The organism is Campylobacter subantarcticus LMG 24377 (assembly GCF_000816305.1).
Classification (GTDB): domain Bacteria; phylum Campylobacterota; class Campylobacteria; order Campylobacterales; family Campylobacteraceae; genus Campylobacter_D; species Campylobacter_D subantarcticus.
In genome coordinates this window covers 1,697,624-1,723,125 of sequence record NZ_CP007773.1, presented here as the reverse complement: position 1 = coordinate 1,723,125, position 25,502 = coordinate 1,697,624, and the positions used below count along the sequence as shown (strand labels likewise).

The 25,502-nt window shown below is 34.0% G+C and carries 10 protein-coding genes, 2 tRNA genes, 3 rRNA genes and 1 pseudogene; 14 read left to right on the top strand and 2 right to left on the bottom strand.

All coding sequences use genetic code 11. The features are described 5' to 3' along the window. Positions 1 to 125 precede the first annotated feature (125 nt). The 6 genes and pseudogenes from CSUB8523_RS08785 (at position 126) to CSUB8523_RS08760 (ending at position 7,774) form a co-directional block, all read left to right on the top strand. Positions 126 to 1,639, top strand: a 16S ribosomal RNA gene (locus CSUB8523_RS08785). 93 nt (positions 1,640 to 1,732) lie between these two features. Beyond that, positions 1,733 to 1,808 (top strand) — tRNA-Ala (locus CSUB8523_RS08780). A gap of 8 nt (positions 1,809 to 1,816) precedes the next feature. After that, a tRNA-Ile gene (locus CSUB8523_RS08775) sits at positions 1,817 to 1,893 on the top strand. A 484-nt stretch (positions 1,894 to 2,377) separates the two neighbouring features. After that, positions 2,378 to 5,285: ribosomal RNA gene (locus CSUB8523_RS08770) — 23S ribosomal RNA — on the top strand. Between the two features lie 196 nt (positions 5,286 to 5,481). Continuing rightward, positions 5,482 to 5,598: ribosomal RNA gene (rrf, locus tag CSUB8523_RS08765) — 5S ribosomal RNA — on the top strand. Together the 16S, 23S and 5S rRNA genes with 2 tRNA genes alongside form the textbook arrangement of a ribosomal RNA operon. A gap of 780 nt (positions 5,599 to 6,378) precedes the next feature. Then, positions 6,379 to 7,774, top strand: a pseudogene (locus CSUB8523_RS08760) (PDDEXK-like family protein). A 131-nt stretch (positions 7,775 to 7,905) separates the two neighbouring features. Here the strand turns inward: CSUB8523_RS08760 and CSUB8523_RS08755 are convergent. Next, complete coding sequence (locus CSUB8523_RS08755; RefSeq protein WP_043020249.1) at positions 7,906 to 10,425, bottom strand: molybdopterin guanine dinucleotide-containing S/N-oxide reductase; 2,520 nt, start codon at positions 10,423 to 10,425, stop codon at positions 7,906 to 7,908. A 1-nt stretch (position 10,426) separates the two neighbouring features. Beyond that, positions 10,427 to 11,005 carry a monoheme c-type cytochrome gene (locus tag CSUB8523_RS08750; RefSeq protein ID WP_043020248.1) on the bottom strand — a complete coding sequence of 193 codons (579 nt, stop codon included), beginning with the start codon at positions 11,003 to 11,005 and terminating at the stop codon, positions 10,427 to 10,429. A gap of 198 nt (positions 11,006 to 11,203) precedes the next feature. Here CSUB8523_RS08750 and CSUB8523_RS08745 point away from each other — a divergent pair, with 198 nt between their 5' ends. The 8 genes from CSUB8523_RS08745 to CSUB8523_RS08710 all read left to right on the top strand — a co-directional run bounded on the left by CSUB8523_RS08745 (position 11,204) and on the right by CSUB8523_RS08710 (position 25,498). After that, the gene (locus CSUB8523_RS08745; protein ID WP_043020247.1) at positions 11,204 to 14,998 is read left to right on the top strand and encodes a type IIS restriction/modification enzyme; all 3,795 of its coding nucleotides are present in this window, start codon (positions 11,204 to 11,206) and stop codon (positions 14,996 to 14,998) included. Beyond that, positions 14,998 to 17,160 carry a pentapeptide repeat-containing protein gene (locus tag CSUB8523_RS08740; RefSeq protein ID WP_043020246.1) on the top strand — a complete coding sequence of 721 codons (2,163 nt, stop codon included), beginning with the start codon at positions 14,998 to 15,000 and terminating at the stop codon, positions 17,158 to 17,160. The genes CSUB8523_RS08745 and CSUB8523_RS08740 overlap by 1 nt, the downstream gene beginning before the upstream one ends. Before the next feature lie 152 nt (positions 17,161 to 17,312). Then, positions 17,313 to 18,968 carry an L-lactate permease gene (locus tag CSUB8523_RS08735; protein ID WP_043020245.1) on the top strand — a complete coding sequence of 552 codons (1,656 nt, stop codon included), beginning with the start codon at positions 17,313 to 17,315 and terminating at the stop codon, positions 18,966 to 18,968. A gap of 9 nt (positions 18,969 to 18,977) precedes the next feature. Further along, positions 18,978 to 19,715, top strand: coding sequence for an NAD-independent L-lactate dehydrogenase, oxidoreductase subunit (locus CSUB8523_RS08730; RefSeq protein ID WP_039664618.1), 738 nt, complete (start codon positions 18,978 to 18,980; stop codon positions 19,713 to 19,715). Further along, entirely contained in the window at positions 19,712 to 21,127 is a 1,416-nt protein-coding gene (locus CSUB8523_RS08725) for a LutB/LldF family L-lactate oxidation iron-sulfur protein (RefSeq protein ID WP_043020244.1), read from the top strand. The genes CSUB8523_RS08730 and CSUB8523_RS08725 overlap by 4 nt, the downstream gene beginning before the upstream one ends. Then, entirely contained in the window at positions 21,120 to 21,770 is a 651-nt protein-coding gene (locus tag CSUB8523_RS08720) for an NAD-independent L-lactate dehydrogenase subunit (protein ID WP_043020243.1), read from the top strand. The genes CSUB8523_RS08725 and CSUB8523_RS08720 overlap by 8 nt, the downstream gene beginning before the upstream one ends. 206 nt (positions 21,771 to 21,976) lie before the next feature. Continuing rightward, positions 21,977 to 23,920 carry a BCCT family transporter gene (locus tag CSUB8523_RS08715; RefSeq protein WP_043020242.1) on the top strand — a complete coding sequence of 648 codons (1,944 nt, stop codon included), beginning with the start codon at positions 21,977 to 21,979 and terminating at the stop codon, positions 23,918 to 23,920. Between the two features lie 42 nt (positions 23,921 to 23,962). Next, positions 23,963 to 25,498 carry a nickel ABC transporter, periplasmic substrate-binding protein gene (locus CSUB8523_RS08710; RefSeq protein ID WP_043020241.1) on the top strand — a complete coding sequence of 512 codons (1,536 nt, stop codon included), beginning with the start codon at positions 23,963 to 23,965 and terminating at the stop codon, positions 25,496 to 25,498. Positions 25,499 to 25,502: the final 4 nt, after the last annotated feature.

The following is a 25,502-nucleotide window of genomic DNA, read 5'->3' as shown; positions in this document are numbered from 1 at the left end:
AAATAAGTGATCGATTGAGCCAGAGATTTACTTTAATGTAAATCTTCAATTAAAATAAAAGATTATTTTTTAATCTTTAAAATACTTTTTCTTTGAAGAAAAAGATTAAACTTATCCAATTATTTTTTATGGAGAGTTTGATCCTGGCTCAGAGTGAACGCTGGCGGCGTGCCTAATACATGCAAGTCGAACGATGAAGCTTTTAGCTTGCTAGAAGTGGATTAGTGGCGCACGGGTGAGTAAGGTATAGTTAATCTGCCCTACACAAGAGGACAACAGTTGGAAACGACTGCTAATACTCTATACTCCTGCTTAACACAAGTTGAGTAGGGAAAGTTTTTTCGGTGTAGGATGAGACTATATAGTATCAGCTAGTTGGTGAGGTAATGGCTCACCAAGGCTATGACGCTTAACTGGTCTGAGAGGATGATCAGTCACACTGGAACTGAGACACGGTCCAGACTCCTACGGGAGGCAGCAGTAGGGAATATTGCGCAATGGGGGAAACCCTGACGCAGCAACGCCGCGTGGAGGATGACACTTTTCGGAGCGTAAACTCCTTTTCTTAGGGAAGAATTCTGACGGTACCTAAGGAATAAGCACCGGCTAACTCCGTGCCAGCAGCCGCGGTAATACGGAGGGTGCAAGCGTTACTCGGAATCACTGGGCGTAAAGGGCGCGTAGGCGGATTATCAAGTCTCTTGTGAAATCCAACGGCTTAACCGTTGAACTGCTTGGGAAACTGGTAGTCTAGAGTGAGGGAGAGGCAGATGGAATTGGTGGTGTAGGGGTAAAATCCGTAGATATCACCAAGAATACCCATTGCGAAGGCGATCTGCTGGAACTTAACTGACGCTAAGGCGCGAAAGCGTGGGGAGCAAACAGGATTAGATACCCTGGTAGTCCACGCCCTAAACGATGTACACTAGTTGTTGGGGTGCTAGTCATCTCAGTAATGCAGCTAACGCATTAAGTGTACCGCCTGGGGAGTACGGTCGCAAGATTAAAACTCAAAGGAATAGACGGGGACCCGCACAAGCGGTGGAGCATGTGGTTTAATTCGAAGATACGCGAAGAACCTTACCTGGGCTTGATATCCTAAGAACCTTATAGAGATATGAGGGTGCTAGCTTGCTAGAACTTAGAGACAGGTGCTGCACGGCTGTCGTCAGCTCGTGTCGTGAGATGTTGGTTTAAGTCCCGCAACGAGCGCAACCCACGTATTTAGTTGCTAACGGTTCGGCCGAGCACTCTAAATAGACTGCCTTCGTAAGGAGGAGGAAGGTGTGGACGACGTCAAGTCATCATGGCCCTTATGCCCAGGGCGACACACGTGCTACAATGGCATATACAATGAGACGCAATACCGCGAGGTGGAGCAAATCTATAAAATATGTCCCAGTTCGGATTGTTCTCTGCAACTCGAGAGCATGAAGCCGGAATCGCTAGTAATCGTAGATCAGCCATGCTACGGTGAATACGTTCCCGGGTCTTGTACTCACCGCCCGTCACACCATGGGAGTTGATTTCACTCGAAGCCGGAATACTAAACTAGTTACCGTCCACAGTGGAATCAGCGACTGGGGTGAAGTCGTAACAAGGTAACCGTAGGAGAACCTGCGGTTGGATCACCTCCTTTCTAGAGTACAAACTGATAAGTCTCACAACTATCAGTTCATATAAACTCAATCATCCTTGTTTAGATTTCAAAGATTGATGAAAAGCTAATTTTGGGGAATTAGCTCAGCTGGGAGAGCGCCTGCTTTGCACGCAGGAGGTCAGCGGTTCGATCCCGCTATTCTCCACCATTTATTAAGGGCCTATAGCTCAGCTGGTTAGAGTGCACCCCTGATAAGGGTGAGGTCACAAGTTCAAGTCTTGTTAGGCCCACCATAAAAAGATTTGTTTATCAATCATAAATAAAGTTTTAAAACTTAAAGTAAGTATATAGCTAAATAAAATAAGAATATAAAGCATTTTACTTTATTTATTATATTTTTAAATTATTTAAACTCTTGATATATACTTCCTTTAGGTTTTAAGACCTATATAAATAAAACATAAACATATGATTTATTTTTTATGATAATTATTTAAAATATTTTATTGGTTATTGTTTATTTAACGTTATTTGAATTATCATTGTTAAGAGTCACAAGCAAGTTTTAATAAAAACAATTTTACAGGACTTGTTAAAGGATAAAACCTAACTATCTTTTCTTTAGCTTTTAGTTAAAGACAAGTTTTAAACTCACAGCTTATTAGACTAATGTTTTTTAGTTTTGTTAAGTGTTTAAATGCTTTCCGTCTTAAGATAGTAAAGTCTTATCATAAAAACTTTAACAAGGAAGTGATGCGTTTTAGAATGAATTTAAAAAGGTAAGCTATTAAGAGCGAATGGTGGATGCCTTGGCTGGTAAAGGCGATGAAGGACGTACTAGACTGCGATAAGCTACGGGGAGCTGTCAAGAAGCTTTGATCCGTAGATTTCCGAATGGGGCAACCCAGTATATAGAGATATATACTACCATAATGGAGCGAACGTAGGGAATTGAAACATCTTAGTACCTACAGGAAAAGAAATCAATAGAGATTGCGTCAGTAGCGGCGAGCGAAAGCGCAAGAGGGCAAACCCAGTGCTTGCACTGGGGGTTGTAGGACTGCAATGTGCAATAGGTAAGGTTAGTAGAACACTCTGGAAAGTGTAGCCATAGAGGGTGATAGTCCCGTATACGAAAACCAAACCTTAGCTAGCAGTATCCTGAGTAGGGCGGGGCACGAGGAATCCTGTCTGAAGCTGGGTCGACCACGATCCAACCCTAAATACTACTACCAGACCGATAGTGCACAAGTACCGTGAGGGAAAGGTGAAAAGAACTGAGGTGATCAGAGTGAAATAGAACCTGAAACCATTTGCTTACAATCATTCAGAGCACTATGTAGCAATACAGTGTGATGGACTGCCTTTTGCATAATGAGCCTGCGAGTTGTGGTGTCTGGCAAGGTTAAGCACACGCGAAGCCGTAGCGAAAGCGAGTCTGAATAGGGCGCTTAAGTCAGATGCTGCAGACCCGAAACGAAGTGATCTATCCATGAGCAAGTTGAAGCTAGTGTAAGAACTAGTGGAGGACTGAACCGATAGGCGTTGAAAAGCCCCCGGATGACTTGTGGATAGGGGTGAAAGGCCAATCAAACTTCGTGATAGCTGGTTCTCTCCGAAATATATTTAGGTATAGCGTTGTGTCGTAGTATAAGGGGGTAGAGCACTGAATGGGCTAGGGCATACACCAATGTACCAAACCCTATCAAACTCCGAATACCTTATATGTAATCACAGCAGTCAGGCGGCGAGTGATAAAATCCGTCGTCAAGAGGGAAACAACCCAGACTACCAGCTAAGGTCCCTAAATCTTACTTAAGTGGAAAACGATGTGAAGTTACTTAAACAACCAGGAGGTTGGCTTAGAAGCAGCCATCCTTTAAAGAAAGCGTAATAGCTCACTGGTCTAGTGATTTTGCGCGGAAAATATAACGGGGCTAAAGTAAGTACCGAAGCTGTAGACTTGATTTTATCAAGTGGTAGGAGAGCGTTCTATTTGCGCCGAAGGTATACCGGTAAGGAGTGCTGGAGCGAATAGAAGTGAGCATGCAGGCATGAGTAGCGATAATTAATGTGAGAATCATTAACGCCGTAAACCCAAGGTTTCCTACGCGATGCTCGTCATCGTAGGGTTAGTCGGGTCCTAAGTCGAGTCCGAAAGGGGTAGACGATGGCAAATTGGTTAATATTCCAATACCAACATTAGTGTGCGATGGAAGGACGCTTAGGGCTAAGCAAGCTAGCGGATGGAAGTGCTAGTCTAAGGTAGTAGGAGGTTATATAGGCAAATCCGTATAACAATACTCTAAGAACTGAAAGGCTCTTCAAAGTCTTCGGACAGCGAGGAGAATTGCTGATGCCGTCGAGCCAAGAAAAGTTTCTAAGTTTAGCTAATGTTGCCCGTACCGTAAACCGACACAGGTGGGTGGGATGAGTATTCTAAGGCGCGTGGAAGAACTCTCTTTAAGGAACTCTGCAAAATAGCACCGTATCTTCGGTATAAGGTGTGGTTCGCTTCGTATTAGGATTTACTCCGAAAGCGAAGAAACTTACAACAAAGAGTCCCTCCCGACTGTTTACCAAAAACACAGCACTCTGCTAACTCGTAAGAGGATGTATAGGGTGTGACGCCTGCCCGGTGCTCGAAGGTTAATTGATGGGGTTAGCATTAGCGAAGCTCTTGATCGAAGCCCGAGTAAACGGCGGCCGTAACTATAACGGTCCTAAGGTAGCGAAATTCCTTGTCGGTTAAATACCGACCTGCATGAATGGCGTAACGAGATGGGAGCTGTCTCAAAGAGGGATCCAGTGAAATTGTAGTGGAGGTGAAAATTCCTCCTACCCGCGGCAAGACGGAAAGACCCCGTGGACCTTTACTACAGCTTGACACTGCTATTTGGATAAGAATGTGCAGGATAGGTGGGAGGCTTTGAGTAATAGACGCCAGTTTATTATGAGCCGTTGTTGAGATACCACTCTTTCTTATTTGGGTAGCTAACCAGCTTGAGTTATCCTCAAGTGGGACAATGTCTGGTGGGTAGTTTGACTGGGGCGGTCGCCTCCCAAATAATAACGGAGGCTTACAAAGGTTGGCTCAGAACGGTTGGAAATCGTTCGTAGAGTATAAAGGTATAAGCCAGCTTAACTGCAAGACATACAAGTCAAGCAGAGACGAAAGTCGGTCTTAGTGATCCGGTGGTTCTGTGTGGAAGGGCCATCGCTCAAAGGATAAAAGGTACCCCGGGGATAACAGGCTGATCTCCCCCAAGAGCTCACATCGACGGGGAGGTTTGGCACCTCGATGTCGGCTCATCGCATCCTGGGGCTGGAGCAGGTCCCAAGGGTATGGCTGTTCGCCATTTAAAGCGGTACGCGAGCTGGGTTCAGAACGTCGTGAGACAGTTCGGTCCCTATCTGCCGTGGGCGTAAGAAGATTGAAGAGATTTGACCCTAGTACGAGAGGACCGGGTTGAACAAACCACTGGTGTAGCTGTTGTTCTGCCAAGAGCATCGCAGCGTAGCTAAGTTTGGAACGGATAAACGCTGAAAGCATCTAAGCGTGAAGCCAACTCTAAGATGAATCTTCTCTAAGCTCTCTAGAAGACTACTAGTTTGATAGGCTGGGTGTGTAATGGATGAAAGTCCTTTAGCTGACCAGTACTAATAGAGCGTTTGGCTTATCTTATTTAAGCATCACTTCCTTGTTAAGGTTTTTAATAAAGCTTTGAATATTTTTATATGAAATGTTTGTATAAAAATTATATTTTTAGTTTATAAAATCTTACAAGTAAAGTTTATATTAGAACTTGCTCTTAACATTGTTTTTTAAGTATTCTTGATAAAAATAGTATAAAGTTTAAATAGAATATTTAAATAACAATGTCCGTGATTATACAGATGTGGAGACGCCTTGCTCCATCCCGAACCAAGAAGCTAAGCACATCGTGGGTGATGATACTACGCCTTACTGGCATGGGGAAAGTAGCTCATTGCGGACTTGTTAATTCTCTTATTATTCTTACTTATTACTTAGATAAATCCTTAATTAGTTTATTCTTTACTTTTTTAATTAGTGATAGTTTTTATAGTTTTATAATTTATTTCTTTATGGTTTTTATGTAATGAATATCTTTCTAGGAAAGTGATTAATTATAATAAAGAGCTTTTAAGAGATAGTTGTGAAAAGTAGATTTCTTTTATTTCTTTTATTTCTTTTATTTCTTTTATTTCTTTTATTTCTTTTATTTCTTTTATTTCTTTTATTTCTTTTATTTCTTTTATTTCTTTTATTTCTTTTATTTCTTTTATTTCTTTTATTTCTTTTATGGTGCGATCATGAATTATTTATAGTTTTTTGGTGTTTAGTGGTTTAGTTTTTATTGCTTGTGGTGGATTAGTTTGATTAGTTTGATTAGTTTGGCGGGCAAAAAATAAAAAAGCTCGTTGATTATGATTTTAGTTTTTTACAAAGATGCATGATTTTTATATAGAAATGATAAAGATTATAATTAAAGTATTTTTTTTGGAGGTATTTTTTGTTTATTTAAAGATTTTTAGTTTTTTGATTTATGTTTGTGGGTTGGTTAATTGTAAAAAGAATTATCTAGTAAATGTAAATTAAATAATTAATTTTTACATATGATGTGAGATTATTGATGATTTTTATAATATTAAAAAAATTAGAAAATAATATTTATTATAATAAATTGTGTTTTTTAAATTTGTAAGATAATTTTGAAGTAATGTTTGTAAAAGTGTAAAGTTGTACAAGGTGAAGCATGGAAAAATTTATTAAGAAATTACTTAAAGAAAGTGTGAAATTTGAACAAGATGTAAATAATGGCTTGAGTGATATAAATATATTTGAAGCTTTGGGTGTTGAGGAGAAAGAAAATTATCATTCTAAATTTATAGCTTATTTGATTGATATAGACAAAGGGCATTATCAAAAAAATTTTGCAAAAATATTTTTAGAAAAACTTGGCAAAAGTTTAAAAAATACTGAATTTGAAAATTTAAACATAGAAGATATAAAAGGTATAGAAACAGAAGCCTGTATTAAAGATAATAGAAGAATAGATATTTTAATAATATTAAGTGATAAAAGATATATCATAATAGAAAATAAAATTTATGCAAAAGATCAAAAAAATCAATTGAAAGATTATATTAATTTTATAAGAAAGAATATTAAAAATATAGAAGATTGCTATAAAAATATATTGACTATATATTTGCATCAAGATGAGTGTGCTAGCCCTAGTGATTATAGTTTAGGAAATTTTATTATAAAAGAAAATTGGATTAAAGACAAAAATAAAAACAATATTAGTCATTATTTTAAAATGGATTACATGTGGATTAAAGAATGGATTTGTGAATGTGTAAAAATATACGAAGAAAAGTTAATCAAAAATCAAAATTTCATACTAGATATACAAAATATTATTTTTACTCTCAATCAAAAATATTTTACAATGGTATATAACAAATGAGTATATTCAAAGAGATGATGTATTAGAATTTATTTTTAAAAAAGATACAAAAACAAAAATGCAAAATTTAAACAATGCTATGATTTTATATAGATACAATAAAAATAAATCAGAGCTTAAAAATTTAAACGAACAAGATTATAAAAAAGCCAAAAGTATCATCCAGCATAAATGGAATAGTATTTGTGAATACATAATAGAAGAATTTTTTGACAATTTAAAACATATAGAAATTAAAATAGACAATATAATTTTTATTGGTAATAAATTAAAAGAAAATCGCGTCAATCACGGTGTATTTGCATTTTATCCTAAATCTTGCAAAGATGAAAGTTTATATCCTTGTGTATATTTGTATTTTAAAAAAAGTCATTATGATACTTTTGGACTAACATTTGAAATATCAAACGATAGTAATGAAGATGTAGAAAATGAAAAATATAAAGAATGTTTAAAATCATTCAAAGATACTAAAGAAGAAAATATCAGAAAGTATCAAAACCATTATTATTGTGATAAATTGATAAATAATGAAAAATTAGAAGGGGAATATGCTTTTATTTATTGGTTGATTGAAAATCAAAATTCTACAAAAGATTTTGTTAAAATTTTTAAACGATTTTTTAATAAAACACCTATAAAGCTAGTATACAAAGATGTCAAAAATATATTAAACTAAATGTAGTTCATATAAAAGCAAAATTTAGAAAATAACAGATTTTCACAAGGCGATTATATTTTTAAGTGGTGGAGCAGGAGTTGGAGAGGTAAATAAAACTTTTCCTTAGATTTTCTAAGGAAAAGTTAACGTTACTGTGCGCCTTTTGGAGCAGAAAACGCCGTAACTTCTGGTAAAGAAGAATTATACTTTTCTATGTTTACTAAAGCTGTATGCGAGATATTGCCATTTGCAAGTTCAGAAGTTGGCATATCTATGGTTAAAACATTCACATTACCATACTTACACATGCCATTTTCATCAGGATCGTACCAGCCACCTTCACAAAGTCTTACTACATTTGGCATGATGTCTTTTGTTACCACAGCGCCCGCTAGGGTTTGACCTCTTTTGTTAAACACTCTTACAACATCGCCATTTTTAATGCCTAGCTTTTTAGCATCAGCAGGATTGATCAAAATAGGCTCTCTTCCTTTCACTGCGTATTTATCGCGTAATGATGTATGGCACATTTGCGAATGCAGTCTGTTGGTTGGGTGATTGGTTAAAAGATGAAAAGGTGCTTCTTTAGTGGCATTTCCTAACCATTCTATCGGCTCCATCCATGTAGGGTGTGCTTTGCAGTCTTTATAGTTGTATTTTTCGATAGTATTAGAGTAAATTTCTATCAAGCCTGATTCGGTGCCTAGTGCATTTAAAATAGGATCTTCGATAAACTCTGAAAATCTAACCCACTCCATGCTTTCTATGGTTGGAGAAAAAGTAATCGGCTCATTTTTTGCCCAAAACTCTTCAAAACTAGGCATAGGTGTTTCAAAAACATCTCCATAAGCTTGAGTTTGTTTTAAAGCGCTATTGTAGTATTCTTTGATGAAATCTTTAGCTTTTTTGCCATTTTCGGTATAAGCATTAAATACATCATCTCCATATACTTTGCAAATATCTGAAAAAATTTCATAGTCATCTTTACTCTCGCCTATAGGTAAAACTGCTTGTTTCATCGGAGCGATATTCATATTAGAATAATCTCCTGTCATAGTGATATCATCTCTTTCGTAAGAACTCGTAGCAGGCATGATGATATCTGCCATTTTGGCTGTTGGAGTCCAGTAAATTTCATTTACCACTACCGTTCTTGGTTTTTGCCATGCTTTTACGTTTGTATTGGTATCTTGGTGGTGTACAAGAGGATTTCCACCCGCCCAGTATATAAAGTCTATATCAGGGTAAGTGATCTTTGCTCCATTGTTGTCTATGGTTTTGCCAGGGTTAAGCAAGGCATCTGCTATCCTAGCTACAGGAAAAGAGTAGCTAGCGGCATTTTGTAGCCATTCAGCACCACTTTGAGTAGCACCTGCTTTTGGAAGACCTTTAAATTTTCCATTTTCCCAAATTCCCACAGCACCAGCAGTGATCCCTCCGATCACTCCACCTTTACACGAAGGAACGCCACCATTACTGTAATGATAGCTTAAGCCAAAGCCACCTCCTTTGGTGCCAATTTGCCCGATCATTGAAGCAAGAGTGACCAACATCCAGTGAGGTTGTTCGCCATGGTGTACCCTTTGCATACCCCAACCACTCATGATCATAGTAGGATTATCATAGAAGCTTTCAGCAAGAGATTTGATTGTTTTTTCATCGATTCCACAAATTTTACTTGCCCATTTTACATCTTTTTTTACACCATCTTTTTTACCATCTAAATATGCTTTAAATTTATCAAAACCACTAGTATAGGTTTCTAAGAATTCATAATTTACTTTATTTTTCTCGATCAAGTGACTAGCCATACCAAGCATCATAGCAACATCGGTATTTGGCTTAGGTGCGATCCATTGCGCGTTTAAAAATTTAGCAGTTTCTGTTTTGATAGGATCTATACAAATAACCTTGATTTTGCTATTTTTTAATTTTTCAAAATACTGCAAACCTCTTTGATCGCTTGAAGTCCACGCTATCCTTAAGGTTGCAAGAGGGTTGGCACCCCAAATGACAACGCATTTAGAATGCTCTAAGATGTTTTCCCAAGATGTTTGCTGCTCATATACTTCAATAGACCCTACAACATAAGGCATGATCACTTGAGAAGCACCGGTTGAGTAATCGCCCGTAGTTCCGACAAACCCACCGGTTACATTTAAAAACCTATGCAGTAAAATTCTACAATTTTGCATATTTCCGCTTGATTTCCAACCATAGCTACCGCCAAAAATCGCTTGAGTGCCTTTTTTCTCTCTTGTTTTTTTAAGCTCTCTAGCGATCAGCTTGATCGCCTCATCATAGCTCACACGAACAAATTCTTCTTTACCTCTAAGCTCTGGTTTTGGGCTGTCAGGGTTTGCAAGGTAGCTTTTTCTTACATAAGGGTATTTTACACGAGATTGATAGATCATATCAGGGGTGTAATGCTGCAAAGGATTGTCCATTTGCGTAACCTTTTCCCAAGGCTCACTTTTAACAACTACTCCATCTTTGATAGTAAGTTTTAAAATTCCCCAATGTGCTGCGGTGATCACTGTGCCGTTTTTTACTAATCCTGAATTTATACTAGAAGCTTTCACACTTTTACCCATAGCCAAACTAGGCACCAAAGGTAGCACGCTTAAACCCGCTCCGATTTTTAAAAATTTTCTTCTATCTAGTCCCATTTTATTTTGCCTCCTTGAAGTCTTTTGCATTTTTTTGCAAATACTGTATCACTAACCAATGATCTTTTTTATCAATACCTGTTCGATTTACCATTGATCTAAACGTAGCAGGCCAACCATTAGCGGTAAATTCACTTTCTTTATGCACGCTATGGCAAATTCCGCAGTTGTTCATATAAAGTTCTTTGGCTTTTATAAACATTTCTTTATCACTTTTGGCAAAATCTTTCTTATCAGCCCAAACTTCTATGGTAGCTTTATCCCATTTGCCATTTTTGCTTTTTGTGTAAGTTTTAAAATCAAGCTTTGTATTTTTAGAAAATGCAGCTACGATGATCCTTTGACTATCATTATAGTATAGCACAGAAGCAGAAGCGGGATTAACATAGCCTGTGATTTTGATCAGTGCTTTATCTCCTTCTACTTTTAACACCTCAAAAGGATTTGTAGGTAGTAGTCTACCAACAGCTTTTGTGTCATTTTTGCTTAAGTAAAGCGAATTAACCTCACTTGTGAAAAATTCCTCCCTAGCACATACTAAAGAAGCTAGTGCTAAACATGTGATGAAAATCTTTTTCATTTAACCTCCTAGTTAAATAATCATTTATATTTTATTGCATATATATAAAATAAAACTTAATCATCAAGAATATTTTAAAATATTTAGTATACTATGTATTAATGATAATAAAACAAAAAGCTTTGCATATTTGTGATTAATTACAATATAAAATAAATTTAAGTAAAATCAACGATATAAAAACAAAAGGCTAAAGTGATGAATGTATTGATTTTAAACGAAAAAGATTTTTTCAACCCTTACTACCGCAAAAAGCAAATCACACAAAATGAATTTGACACTTTTTGCAAAGCTTTAACGCAATATCTAGAAAGGCTTGAAAACTCACAAAGCGAAAACGAAGACTACCTAGTCGCCAATGCACTTAACCCATTTTTAACCACGCTAAATTTCAAAACCCACATCAAAACCAAACAAAAAGGCAAAAGCGAGATCGACTTAGCCATCGCTAAAGATGAGCTTAGCAAAGACTTAGAAGTTCTCATCGAAGCTAAAAAGCCCAACTCAAAAGAATTCATCACCCACACAAAGCCAAATTCCAAAGCTTTACATGAAGCCATTTTGTATTATTTTAGAAATAGAGAGCATAGCTTTAGTTTGAAATTTATCATCATCACAGACTTTTATAAATTTTACATTTTCAAAGCTAGTGAGTTTGAAGAGCTTTTTTATAAAAACACAAGCTTTAAAAAGCTTTTTGAAGAATTTCAAAGCCCAAATTCACTTTTTAAAGGCAACACCGATGAATTTTACAAAGAAGCAAGCAAACTCATAGAAAATTCTAAAGAAAGCTTAAAAGGCTTTTTTATCGATTTAGCATTTTTAAAAGACAAGCAAAAGTCAAATTTTAAAAACCTAGCAAGCATTTTTAAAACTTTCCACAAAGACTTTTTGCTAAATGAATTTAGCCCAAATGACGCAAACTCATTAAACAATGCATTCTATAAAGAGCTTTTATATATCTTGGGTTTAAGCGAGAGCAAACAGCTTTCTAAATTCATCATCACACAAAGTGAGCAAAGCAAACAAGCCCAAGGCACGCTTTATCATCTCATAGCGAGCAAGCTTCCAAAGCATGACTTTGAAGAGGTGTTAAAATTCATCATACTTTGGCTAAATCGCATTTTATTTTTAAAGCTTATCGAGTCTAATTTGATTAGGTTTAACGATGATAAAACCCTTAAATTTCTAAACTATGAAAAAATTCCAAATTTCACCACCCTTTCACATCTTTTCTTTGATATCTTAGCTAAAGAAAAGCACACAAGAGCGCAGAGTAAATTTAGCTATTTGCCTTATTTAAATTCATCGCTTTTTGAAAAGCAAACCATCGAAAAAACCATACTAGAAATCGCTACTTTAGAAAATGACGCTTTGCTAGAGTACCACCCACACACGCAGTTAAAAGATGACAAAGGAAAAAGTAAAAAAGGCAAAGTAGGTTTGCTTGAGTATTTGTTTGAGTTTTTAGACAGCTTTGACTTTGGAGCAGATGAGCAAAGCGAAGAACTCATCAAGCAAAAAGAACTCATCAACTCAAGCGTTTTAGGAAATGTCTTTGAAAAGCTAAATGGCTACAAAGAAGGCAGTTTTTACACCCCAAGCTTTATCACTTCATATATGTGTAAAGCAAGCATAGAAAAAGTCGTGATTGATAAGTTTAACCATACTTTTAAGCTAGATGCCACCAAGCTAAGCGAGCTAAGAACCCAGCTACGCCAAGAAAAAATCCCTCAAGAACAAAAACTAGCTTTGCTAAATTCCATACGCATTTGCGATCCTGCGGTGGGAAGTGGGCATTTTTTAGTTTCAGCTTTAAATGCCATGCTTATGGTGCATTATGAGCTTGGTTTGTTTGAAGAGGACTTTTACCTAAGCGTGCAAAATGATGAAATTTTAGTGCAAAATCACAAAGGCCAGTTTTTAGAGTATAAACGCCCTGATTTTGACAAAGACAAAACCCACCTTTGCCAAAAAGAACTTTTTGAGCGTAAAAAAGACATCATAGAAAACAACCTTTTTGGAGTAGATATCAACCCAAACTCATGCGAGATCACTAAACTAAGGCTTTGGATAGAGCTTTTAAAACACAGCTTTTATGAAAGCTTTGATGATACAAACTATCATGATCTTAAAACCCTACCAAACATCGATATCAACATAAAATGTGGGAATTCGCTTATAAGCTACTTTGAAATTCACAAAAGCCTTTCTCACTACCCCAACATCAAAGAACGCATGGATAAATACAAACGCATAGTCAAAGACTACAAAGAAGGCTTTTACACCGACAAAACTCTCATCGCAAAAGAGATCAAAAACCTCAAAGAGTCTTTTAAAAATTTCTGCTTAAAAGACAAATTTGCCAAAGAGATCAAGCAACTTACCAACGGCGCTAATGAATACTCTAAAAAATACGGCGATTTTTTAGCACAAGATGAAAAAGATGAGAATTTTAGAGCATTTTTCTCTAAAAATATGTTTGAATTTGACTTTGATGAAAGTGCCGCTAAGAAAGAATTTAAAAAGCTTAAAAAGCTTTATGAGAGTATATTTGACTTAGAAAGTGCAAATCCTTTTGAATGGCGTTTTGAATTTAGCGAAGTGCTTGATGAGGGTGGGAGCTTTCAAGGTTTTGATCTCATTATCGGTAACCCACCTTATATAAGAATACAAGGGTTAGATAAAAATTTATCGCAGTATTATAAAAAACATTTTAAAGTGGTAAGTAAAAATTATGATATATATATTTTGTTTGTAGAGCAATGTTTTAAGCTTATAAAAAATAAAGGAACAATCGCTTTTATAATGCCTCATAAATGGATTAATGCTGATTTTGGATTAAATTTAAGAGAATTTGCAAAAGATAAGATTAGCAAGATTATATCTTTTGAGGAATTTCAGGTTTTTGATGTTTCAACATATACCGCTTTACAATGGTTTGAAAATAATTCTTCGCATTTGAAATTTATTCAAACGGATAAAAATATTAACTCAAAAGAAGAAATGTCAAATTTTATTTTTAATTTACAAGAAGAAGATTTTAAAATTATAGACAATAAAAAACTATCTTCATCATTTTGGAGTTTTGAAGAAAATTTAAATCAAGAAATTTTCTCAAAAATTAATCAACATATATTGGTAAAGGATTTATTTAGGGTTTTTGTAGGCTTGCAAACAAGCAAAGATAGTGTTTATTTTTTAAAAGATTGCAAAGAAAATGAAAATCTAGTTAAAGGATATTCTAAAGAGCTTAATAAGGAAGTGGAGATAGAAAAAGAAATTTTAAAACCACTTTTAATGGGTGATAGTTTTCATAGATATGAAAAACCTATTTCAAATTCAATGGTTTTATTTCCTTATTATAAACAAGATGATGTAAATACTAAAGCAAAAATGTCTCTTTATGATGAAAAGGAATTAAAAGCTAAATTTCCAAAAGCTTGGAGTTATTTAAAAGAGTGTGAAAATGTTTTAAGAGCAAGAGAAAACGGAAGATTATCTAATGATGATTTATGGTGGAGATATATTTATCCAAAAAATCAAACATTATTCGATAAAGAAAAATTACTTTGTCCAGATATTTGTAATAATACTCATTTTGCTTTTGATGATCTTGGAAAATTTTATTTCACTACAACTATTTATGGTTATGTTAAAAATGAAGAATATAAAAATTTAGATTATAAGTATTTAATAGCTATTTTAAATTCATCATTAACTTGGTGGTTTTTGCAAAAAACTAGTGTTGTGATGAGAGGTGGATTTTATAGGATTAAGCCAGCTTATATAGAAAAATTTTGCATACCAAAAATAAATTCTAAAAATGAAAAATTAGCAAACGAGCTTATAAGCTTAGTCGATGAGATTTTAGTTTTAAAAGAACAAGACAAAAACGCAAACACCAAAACCCAAGAAGATAAAATAAACTCTATCGTTTACAAACTTTACAACCTAAACGAAGAAGAAATAAAAATCATTGAAGGAAAATAATGAAAGAAAATATATATAACATTGATTTAGAAATACCATATAGTGGTATTTTTATAAAGGGTTTAGATGATGAAAAACTAACTATTTCTTTAGATATATTAAAATTTATGGAAATCAATACAGAAAAACTTGAATCTTTAGGTGGTAAGCTAGATGTTGGAGAATTAGCTAAACCATTAAATCCATATATTATTTATAAAACTTTAGAAGAAAATCATAAAAATAACTTTAATGGCATTAAAATTATAGACAAAATAGAAGAAGAAAATAACATTGTTTATTATTTTAATTTTGGATTAACATTAGATACTTTTATAGGACAAATAAAAGAAAATATAGATGAAATTTTATTAAAAAAAATAAACCAAATGAAAAATTTTATATCGTTTTGCTGTTTTTCTTGTGAAATAGTAGGAGACGCCACTTCAATTCTCCCAAGTGAGCTTAAAAATTTAAAAAATAGTTATGGCTATGAAGGAAAAAACTATAAAAGCATTTTTAAAAGAGAAGTTTATATAAATTATAGCTGCTTCGAAAGAATAGTTTTTTCAAATTGCAAATTTGAATCTAAAGTATCTTTACATGCAGTTGATGGAAGTAATAAGAAAATTGCTTTTTTTAATGGCGTAGATTTTTCAAATTGTGTTTTTGAAGATGAGATAAACTTTAAATTTTTTGTATCAGGAACGCCATTACCTGATGGTAAATACTATAACAATGAAAAAGACACTATATTTAAGAATTGTGTATTTAAAAAAAGAGTTGATTTTCACAATTCTAAATTTGTTAATAGTGTATATTTTAATAATTCTTATTTTAAAGATTATGTTGATTTTCATGAATGTAAATTTGAAAAATCAGCTTGTTTTTATGGAGTAACATTTGAAAAAACTCCAAATTTTAGTGCTTGTTATTTTAAAGAGCAAAAAGCTGTAAATTTAACAAATGTCAATATAGATAAATTAGATTTTAAATCAATTGAAGATTATATAGAAGATAATTATCAAGATGAAGCTTATAAGAACAAAATTGAAAATATACAAAGCGAAGAAAAAGAAAAAATAAATCTGATTAATAATAAACATCAATTAAGATGTGCTAAAAATTTAAAAGATTCTTTCAGGGTTATAAAAGATGTTTTGATAAGTCAAAATAATATTTTAGAGGCTCAAGAATGGCATAAACTAGAACTTTATACAAAAGAAAAAGAAACTATGATAAAAGCTACAAGTATAAATGATAATATAGATTCTAAAAATACTACTGTAAAATTTTTAAAAGAAGAATTATATAATTTTACTGAATGGATTAATTTTACATTGTTGTTTGTATATAGAAACACTAGTAATCACCACACAAGTTTTTTAAAAATACTTAATTTCACAGTTGTAATGATTGCATTGTATGCTTCATTTCTTTTTTGGCTACAAAACGATGGTGCTATTAAATCGGTTTATGGTTTTATAGTTGTACTAGCTTTTGCAGCGGTTATAATTATAGCTTTCGTTTCTTTGATTACTTGTAAAAGCATATTTAAATTACGCACATCTCGATTTTTTTTATTTGTGAGTATGGGATGTGGTATATTTTTATTATTATGTTTTCAAACTTTAGAGGCTCTTATTGTATGTTGTTATATTTTATTAGCTTCTTCTATTAGTTTGATGTTTTTTTGTAAAAAATACCTGCGTTTTTTTATTGTAGCTTTGGCATATATTGTTTTTTCTGTTGTTCTAATCGAAAAACCACAATTTATCAACCCTTTTATAGGTGTTTTTTCATCAGAAAAACTTCATGAAAGTAAAATTGAAAAAGCCATTCAAGATTTAAATTCTAGTTCTATTTTAAATCTTGCAAAAATTTCTCATAAAGATTTTAACCTATCTTGGCATTATCAAGATGTTTCTTTTGTAGAACTAGATGCGGCTAAGAAGTTAATCATAGAAAACAAAGATAATATCTTAGATTTAAAAGAACAAAATTTAACCATAGCAACAGAATTTTTAGGTAAAAAATATACCGAAATTTCTAAAGCTATAAAGCAAGATAAAATCACGTCAAATGTCATAAAATCCACTAGCGTTTTATATAGTATTATACTTTTACTTTGTATATTTTCACTCCAAAAAACCGCACGTAAAAACTCCATAGTGCCAAGCTAAAAAGCATAGTGTGCTTTTTAGCTTAGGATTTACAAATTTCAACATCAGGTGTTACTCTTATACCCATATAGTTAATTTTTTCTAACAAAAATACACAAAAATAAAAATATTTGTTAAGCTAGATATTGGAAATTTTTATCAAAAGGAAAAATATGTGGCAACAAATATATAATCCATTTGACAACATACTTTTAAGTGCTTTGGTGGCTTTTTTGCCTATTTTGTGCTTTTTGCTTTCTCTTGTAGTTTTCAAACTCAAAGGCTATCAAGCAGGCTTTTTAACTCTTATTTTATCAAGTGTTGTGGCATTGTTTGCTTATGATATGCCGTTTTCTTTATTAGGTGCTAGCTTTATACAAGGTTTTGCAAATGGTATTTGGCCTATAGCTTGGATCATCATCGCGGCCATATTTTTATATAAACTTTCTATCAAATCAGGCTCGTTTGAAGTGATAAAACAAAGTGTTATGAGTATCACTCCAGATCATAGAATTCAAGTGATTTTGATTGGATTTTGTTTTGGTTCGTTTTTAGAAGGTGCTATAGGTTTTGGAGGACCAGTGGCTATTACCGCTGCATTACTTGTAGGACTTGGGCTTAGACCATTATACGCCGCAGGACTTTGCCTCATCGCCAATACCGCTCCGGTAGCTTTTGGAGCAGTTGGAATTCCTATCATAGCGATGAGTAATCTAGCAGGTATAGAACAGCACGGTGTTTCGGCTATGGTAGGTAGAATGCTCGTGCCACTTAGTCTAACCATACCATTTTTTATAGTATTTTTAATGGATGGCTTTAAAGGAGTTAAGGAAACTTTTCCGGCTATTTTTGTAGCTTCGGTGTCTTTTACCGCTACACAATTTTGGAGTTCAAATCACTTAGGTGCAGAACTTCCAGATATTATTTCAGCGGTTGTTTCTTTGTCTGTTACTACGATATTTTTAAAATTTTGGAAGCCAAAAAATATTTTTAGATTAGATGATGTAAAAGACTTTGAAAACTCACAAAAGCTAGAATTTAAAAAAGTATTTTTAGCTTGGATTCCTTTTATACTTTTGATTATTTGTATTATTATATGGACGCAACCTTGGTTTAAGGCTTTATTTGCTAAAGATGGAATATTAAATTTCATGCAATTTACTTTGAAATTTAACGAAACCCTAGGCGCGATCATAAGCCCTGACATAGTCAACCCACAGATCACAAAAACCATGATCCCATCACACACTATAGACTTAGTCGCACAAGCAGGAACAGCCATTTTAGTGGCTGCTTTAATGAGTATTGTTGTGTTGAAAATAAAAATCAACGAAGCTACCGAGTGTTTTTGGGAAACTTTAAAAGAAATGGCAACTCCATGCTTAACTATAGGCTTAGTAGTTGCTTTTGCCTTTATAGCTAAAAATAGCGGTATGAGTACAACTTTAGGACTTGCTTTTTCAAATACAGGCGATGCTTATGCATTTTTTTCTCCTATCATAGGATGGATAGGTGTGTTCTTAACAGGTTCTGACACTAGTTCGAATTTGCTTTTTGGGACATTACAGCAAGTGAGTGCTCAAAAATTAGGAATTTCAGAGACTTTATTTTTAGCGGCTAATTCCGTTGGTGGAGTGGTAGGGAAAATGATATCACCGCAAAGCATAGCGGTTGCTTGTGCAGCAGTTGGACTTGTGGGTAAGGAGTCTGAGTTGTTTAGATTTACTTTAAAATACTCAATAGGTTTTATAATTCTAATAGGAATTTGGACTTTTGTTATAGCATTTTTCTTCCACGAGATCATACCTCAAGCAGTACTTTTAAAATAAGGAAGTAAAATGAAAAAAGTATATTTATTTGCTACTTGTTTGGGTAGCGCTATCATGCAAGAAAGTGTTTTAAATGCAGTTAGGCTTTTAAGAAGAGAAGGGGTGGAAGTGATATTTAAAAAACAGCAAACTTGCTGTGCCCAACCCTCGTTTAATTCGGGGTATTTTAAAGAAAGTAAAAATATCGCTTTGCACAATATCAAACTTTTTACGCAAGATTATCCCATCATCGTGCCAAGTGGATCTTGTGCGGGTATGATGAGCCATGATTACCTAGAGCTTTTTAAAGATGATGAAAACTTTAGCTTAGTGAAGGATTTTAGCGCTAGAGTGATTGATCTTAGTCAGTATTTAGATGAGGTTTTAAAAGTAGACTATGAAGACAAAGGCGAGCCTATAAAAGTAACTTGGCATTCAAACTGCCATGCATTAAGAATTCAAAAAAGCATCCAAGCGAGTAAAAATTTACTTAAAAAACTCAAAAATGTAGAGTTGATCCCTTTGGAATTTGAAGAAGAATGCTGTGGCTTTGGTGGGACTTTTTCAGTAAAGGAACCTCAAATTTCAAATTCCATGGCACAAGAAAAGATCAAAGACATTCAAAATACAGGCGTAAAATACGTGCTAAGTTCTGATGGCGGTTGTTTGATGAATATCGCAGGAACGATGAGTAAAATGGGGCTTGATATAAAAGGAATTCACTTATATGACTTCTTAAACAAACGCCTTGAAGGGGTAGCGATATGAAAATGGCACATGAGCAAATTGTCGATGTGAAAATTCACGACAAGCAAATGAGGGAAAACTTAAGATCGGCAATGCATACATTGCAAAAAAATCGCTTGAAAATCATCGATGAAAAATTCGAAGACTGGCAAGGTTTGCGTTCTAAAGCAAAGCAAGCAAAAAACAACGCACTTTCAAGCTTACATGATAGACTTTTAGAATTTGAACAAAATGCAACAAAAAACGGCATCAACGTGCATTGGGCGAGTTCTGATGAGGATGCATGTGAAATCATCTATGAACTAATGATCGAAAAAAACATCAGTAAAATTCTCAAAGGAAAGTCTATGGCTAGTGAAGAGATAGGGTTAAACCACTATCTAGAAGCTAAAGGTTTAAAAGCCATAGAAACTGACTTAGGCGAACTCATACTACAGCTAAATGATGAAACTCCAGTGCATATCGTGGTTCCTGCGGTGCATAAAAACCGCTATGAAATCGGAAAAATTTTTGAAGAAAAGCTAGGTTCTAGTTTAGAAAGTGAACCTGAAAAGCTTAATTCTATCGCAAGAAAACACTTAAGAGATGAATTTGAAGGTTTGAAAATGGGCTTAAGTGGTGTGAATTTTGCCATATCTAAAGAAGGGGCTTTTTGGCTGATAGAAAATGAAGGAAATGGCAGAATGTGCACTACCGCAAGTGATATCCATGTGGCACTTTGTGGTATAGAAAAAGTAATGGAAAGCTTTGAAGATGCTGCAACTATGGTTTCACTACTCACACCATCAGCAACGGGGCAGTTTATACCAACATACAACAACATCATCACAGGTCCTAGAAAAAATGGCGACTTAGATGGCCCTAAAGAAGTGCATGTGATCCTTTTTGATCATAACCGAAGTAAAATGCTAAATGACAAAGACTACTATAAAGCCTTACGCTGTATAAGATGTGGTGCTTGTATGAATTTTTGTCCCGTGTATGATAAAATCGGTGGCCATACTTATCAAAGTGTTTATCCAGGGCCGATTGGAGAGGTTATCAGTCCTAATCTTTTTGGTATGCAAGAAAATGGAGATATTCTTTCTTTTTGTTCGCTTTGTGGAAGATGTTCTCAAGTGTGTCCGGTGCAAATTCCTCTTGCGGATTTAATACGCAAACTAAGAGCAGCCAAAGTAGGACAAGGAAGTTTTGAAAATATCACGCCAAATTCAGCCGAAGCAATGGCTTTTAAAATTTTTGAAAAAGTGGCTACTTCTCCATTTATCTGGAAAAATATTTTAGCAAATTTGCATAAGTTTAATTGGTTTTTGCAAAAAGGAAAAAATTCCTTACCTGTGATCAAAAAATGGAGCGCTTATAAAGAATTCCCGCAAGTTAAGCTTGATCTTTATAAAGAGCTTGAAAAAATGCAAGGAGTTGAGTGTGAGTAGAATAAACGAAATTTCTTCACAAAGCAAAAGATTGATTTTAGATAAAATCAAAAATGCACCATTGTCGCTTGAAAAAATTCCAACTATAGATCCTATCGAGCATATCAAAACAAGTGAAGATATGCTGGGTGAGCTAAAAGAAAAAATGACTGCAAACAAGTACATCGTAGAAGAAAGTACTGCAGATAAACTAGAAGAAAAAATCAACCAAATCGTAGCAAGTTATGGATATAAAAGTTTGATTTATCCACGTAGTTTGAATATAGATATTCAAAAAATCAACGCAGAGCAAAAAACTTGTTTTGATCAAGAAATCGAAAATTTAAGAACTGAGGTTTTCCACAGTGATTTTTCTATCATCGAAGCAAGGGCAGGGGTGAGTTCACACGGAGTAGCTTTGGTGCTATCAAGTAAAGATCAACCAAGAATGCTTTCTTTAGCTCCTATGCTTTGTATTGTTTTGTTAAAAAAGGAAAATATAGTTAAAAGTATCAGCGAGGCTTTAAATTTAGTCAAAAAAGAAAATGCGATTTTACCGAGTAACATTTTATTTATCGCAGGTCCTTCAAGAACCGCAGATATCGAACTTATAACGGTTTTTGGGGTGCATGGCTCTCAAAAAGTCCATATCGTGCTTTATTGATCATAGAATTTACACTTAGTGTAAATTCTTGATTGATTGGAACAAAAATCATTTTAACTGCAAAATCAACACAAACTGCAAGATATGTAAGCAAATAACAATTTTAGCGTAATGGTGGCTATTTTTAAATTTAGTAGTATTTAAGATGTTTTTTGACATAGTAAAAAAAGACGCTAATAAATCAAAACAACAAAAAAAGGAGTTTCATGATAAAAACAAGTTTTAAAAAAGCAGTGTTTATACCAAGTATTAGCGTGATTATCATTTTAAGTCTTAGCTGTATTTTTTTGCCTAAGGTGACAAATGATTTTATCAATCACATTAAAAGTGGTATTTTTGCAAATTTTTCATGGTTTTACATCTTGAGTGTAAGTTTTTTCGTGTGTTTTATGCTAGCGCTTGCACTTTCAAAATTTGGCGATATTAAGCTGGGTGATGATGATGAAAAACCTCGTTTTAAATTTACATCATGGCTTGCTATGCTTTTTGCTACGGGTATGGGTGTGGGGCTTATGTACTTTGGTGTGGCTGAACCTCTCATACATAAAAAAGCATTGCAAACAAGTGATGAGGATGCGATGTTGCATACGATTTTTCACTGGGGTATTCACCCGTGGGCAGTTTATGGAGTGTGTGCTTTAGCTATGGCGTATTTTGGTTTTAGATATAAAATGCCATTAAGTTTGCGTAGTGCGTTTTATCCGTTATTGAAAGAAAAAATTTATGGTTTTTGGGGAAATTTGGTCGATGTTTTAGCTTTGATCGTAACGGTTTTTGGTATTAGTACTACGCTTGGTTATAGTGCTTCACAATTGAATGCGGGTTTTTTAAATTTAGGAATTTTGAGTGAACAAAGCTTTTTAGAACAAAGTGTGATTATTATCATTATCATTTCTTTGGCGACACTTTCTTCGATTAGTGGTTTGACAAAGGGTTTAAAAATTTTAAGTGAAGCAAATTTGGTTTTGGCAGTATGTTTAATGCTCTTTGTACTTTTTTCAACCGAGACAGTAGAAATTCTTTCGCAGTTTACTTCTAATATTGGCAATTATTTGCAAAATTTAATCGCTTTGAGTTTTAAGACTTATTATTATGAAAAAGAGCATATTGAATGGTTTAACAACTGGACTATTTATTACTGGGCTTGGTGGCTTAGTTGGGCGCCTTTTGTGGGATTTTTCATCGCTAAAATTTCTCGCGGTAGAACGATACGGGAATTTATCTTTGGTGTACTTGTGGTACCAACGAGCTTGAATATACTTTGGTTTAGTATTTTTGGCAATAGCGCATTAAATCTTAACGATGTTTTAAGCTCGTATACTTCCACTCCTGAAAGTTTGTTGTTTTATTTTTTGCATAATTTTTCTTTTTCTTATCTTAGTTCTTTACTTGCGCTTTTGGTTTTAGCTTTATTTTTTATCACTTCAGCAGATAGCGGGATATTTGTGTTAAATTCTTTAAGTAGCGGCGGTGCTCATGAGCCATATAAATGGCAAAATATCCTTTGGGGTTTTGTACTTGCACTTTTGGCTGCTTCTTTGCTGTATTCAGGTGGTTTGGGGGCGATTTTAAGTATCACTATGATAGTGGCTTTACCTTTTGCCTTTTTGCTTTGTTTGATGTGTTTTTCATTACTTAAAGGTTTAATCGTAGATGTAAATTATTCTTTAACTAAGCTTAGTCAAAGTAGTGTGTATTTTTCAGGGGAATTTTGGCAAGAAAGGCTAGCTAGAATTTTAAAACAAAGCAAAGAACAAGACATGCAAAATTTCTTAAATACCAAAGTCAAAAATGCTATGAAATCACTCAGTCAAAGTCTAAAAAACTACGGCTTAAAAACGCAAATTATCCAAGAAAAATCAAGTATAAGTTTGATTATAAAAAAAGAATTTGCAAAAGATTTTATCTATGGAGTGCAAGTAGTAAAAAAACAAGCAAGCCAAAGCATAATCAATGATAAATTTATGCCAACTTATTCTAAAGAATTTATTTTTGAGCCACAAACTTTTTTTGCAGATTCACGTAATGGTTACAATATAGAGTATCTAAACGAACAAGAAATCATCGTGGATATACTAAAACAATACGAAAGATATTTGCAGCTTTTATTTGATGATAAAAATGAAATTTTTACCAAAGCTTATGATTAAAAATACTATAATCGGAATTTATTTTACAAAGAAAGGAAGATTATGTTGAGATTTTTTATAATGCTTTTTTGTGCGTTAAATCTTTTTGCTACTACGCCAAAAGATACTATTATCATCGCGGTTGAAAACGAGCCAGAGCGTATCAACCCGCTTTTTAGCGAGGATCATGATGTGGCAATTGCACTTGTGTTTTCAGGATTGACACGTTTTGATGAAAATATGAAGTTAGCGCCTGATCTTGCTAGCGCTTGGAAGGTTAGCAATGATGGACTCGTTTATGAATTTACTTTAAGAGATGATGTGTTGTGGCACGATGGGGTGAAATTTAGCGCCAAAGATGTGGAATTTAGTATAAATGCTTTAAAAGATGAGAAGCTAAACTCACCTTCAAAGGTAAATTTTGACGCAGTTAAAGAAGTAAAAATCATCGATGATTATCATTTGACCATCACTCTTTCAAAGCCTTTTCCTGCATTTTTAGATGCTTTGAGTGTAGGAGTTTTACCAAAACATTTGCTCGAAAAAGAAAATTTAAATACAACTAAATTTAATCAAATGCCTATAGGAACAGGATCTTATAAGCTAAAACAATGGAAAAAAGGTCAATACATGATCTTAGAAGCAAATGAAAACTACCATTTAGCAAAGGTAAAAACACCAAAGCTTATATTAAAACATATTAAAGATCCAAGTATTAGCGCGATTGAACTTAAAAATGGTTCTATTGATGTGGCTTTGGTGGATTTTGCTTTAGCTCCAAATTTTGCTAATGATAAGAATTTTAAAATGCTTATAGAGCCTTCAGCTGATTATCGTGCTTTGATGTTTAATTTTAATCATGAGTTTTTAAAAGATCAAAATGTGCGTTTGGCATTGAATTATGCTATCGATAAGCAAGCTATTATAAATTCTCTTTTGCATTCTTTTGGAAAAGTAGCAAATCATCCTTTAGAAAAATCATGGGTAAATCCTAAAGAATTTGCAACTTACACTTATGATGTAAAAAAAGCAAATGAGCTTTTAGCAAAAGCAGGTTTTGTAAAAAACAAAAATGGCATTTTAGAAAAAGATGGTAAAGAATTTAGCTTTGAAATGTATGCTATGAGTGAAGATTCACTAAGAGTGGCTTTGATAAATATCTTACAAAGTGAGTTTTTAAAGCTTGGTATAAAAGCAAAAGCAGTAGCTAAGCCAAGTGGAAGTTTTGACTATACGAAAATTGATAGCTTTTTGGTGGGTTGGGGCAGTCCTTATGATCCTGATTTTCACACTTTTAGAGTTTTTGAGAGTTCTCAAGATAGTGCTTTGAATTCAAGTGGGTGGAATTTTGGACATTATCACAATGCTAAAGTTGATGAGGCTTTAAAAAAAGCTAGAAACTCACTTGATATAAATGAAAGAAAAAAATATTATCAAGAATTTATCCACGCTTTATATGAAGATCCTGCGTTTTTGTTTATCGCTTATATTGATTATCCTTTAGTTTTTGCCAAAAATATCCATGGTATAAAACCACATATTTTAGGTCATCATGGGGTAGGTTTTACTTGGAATGCATATGAGTGGAGCAAAAATTAGTGTT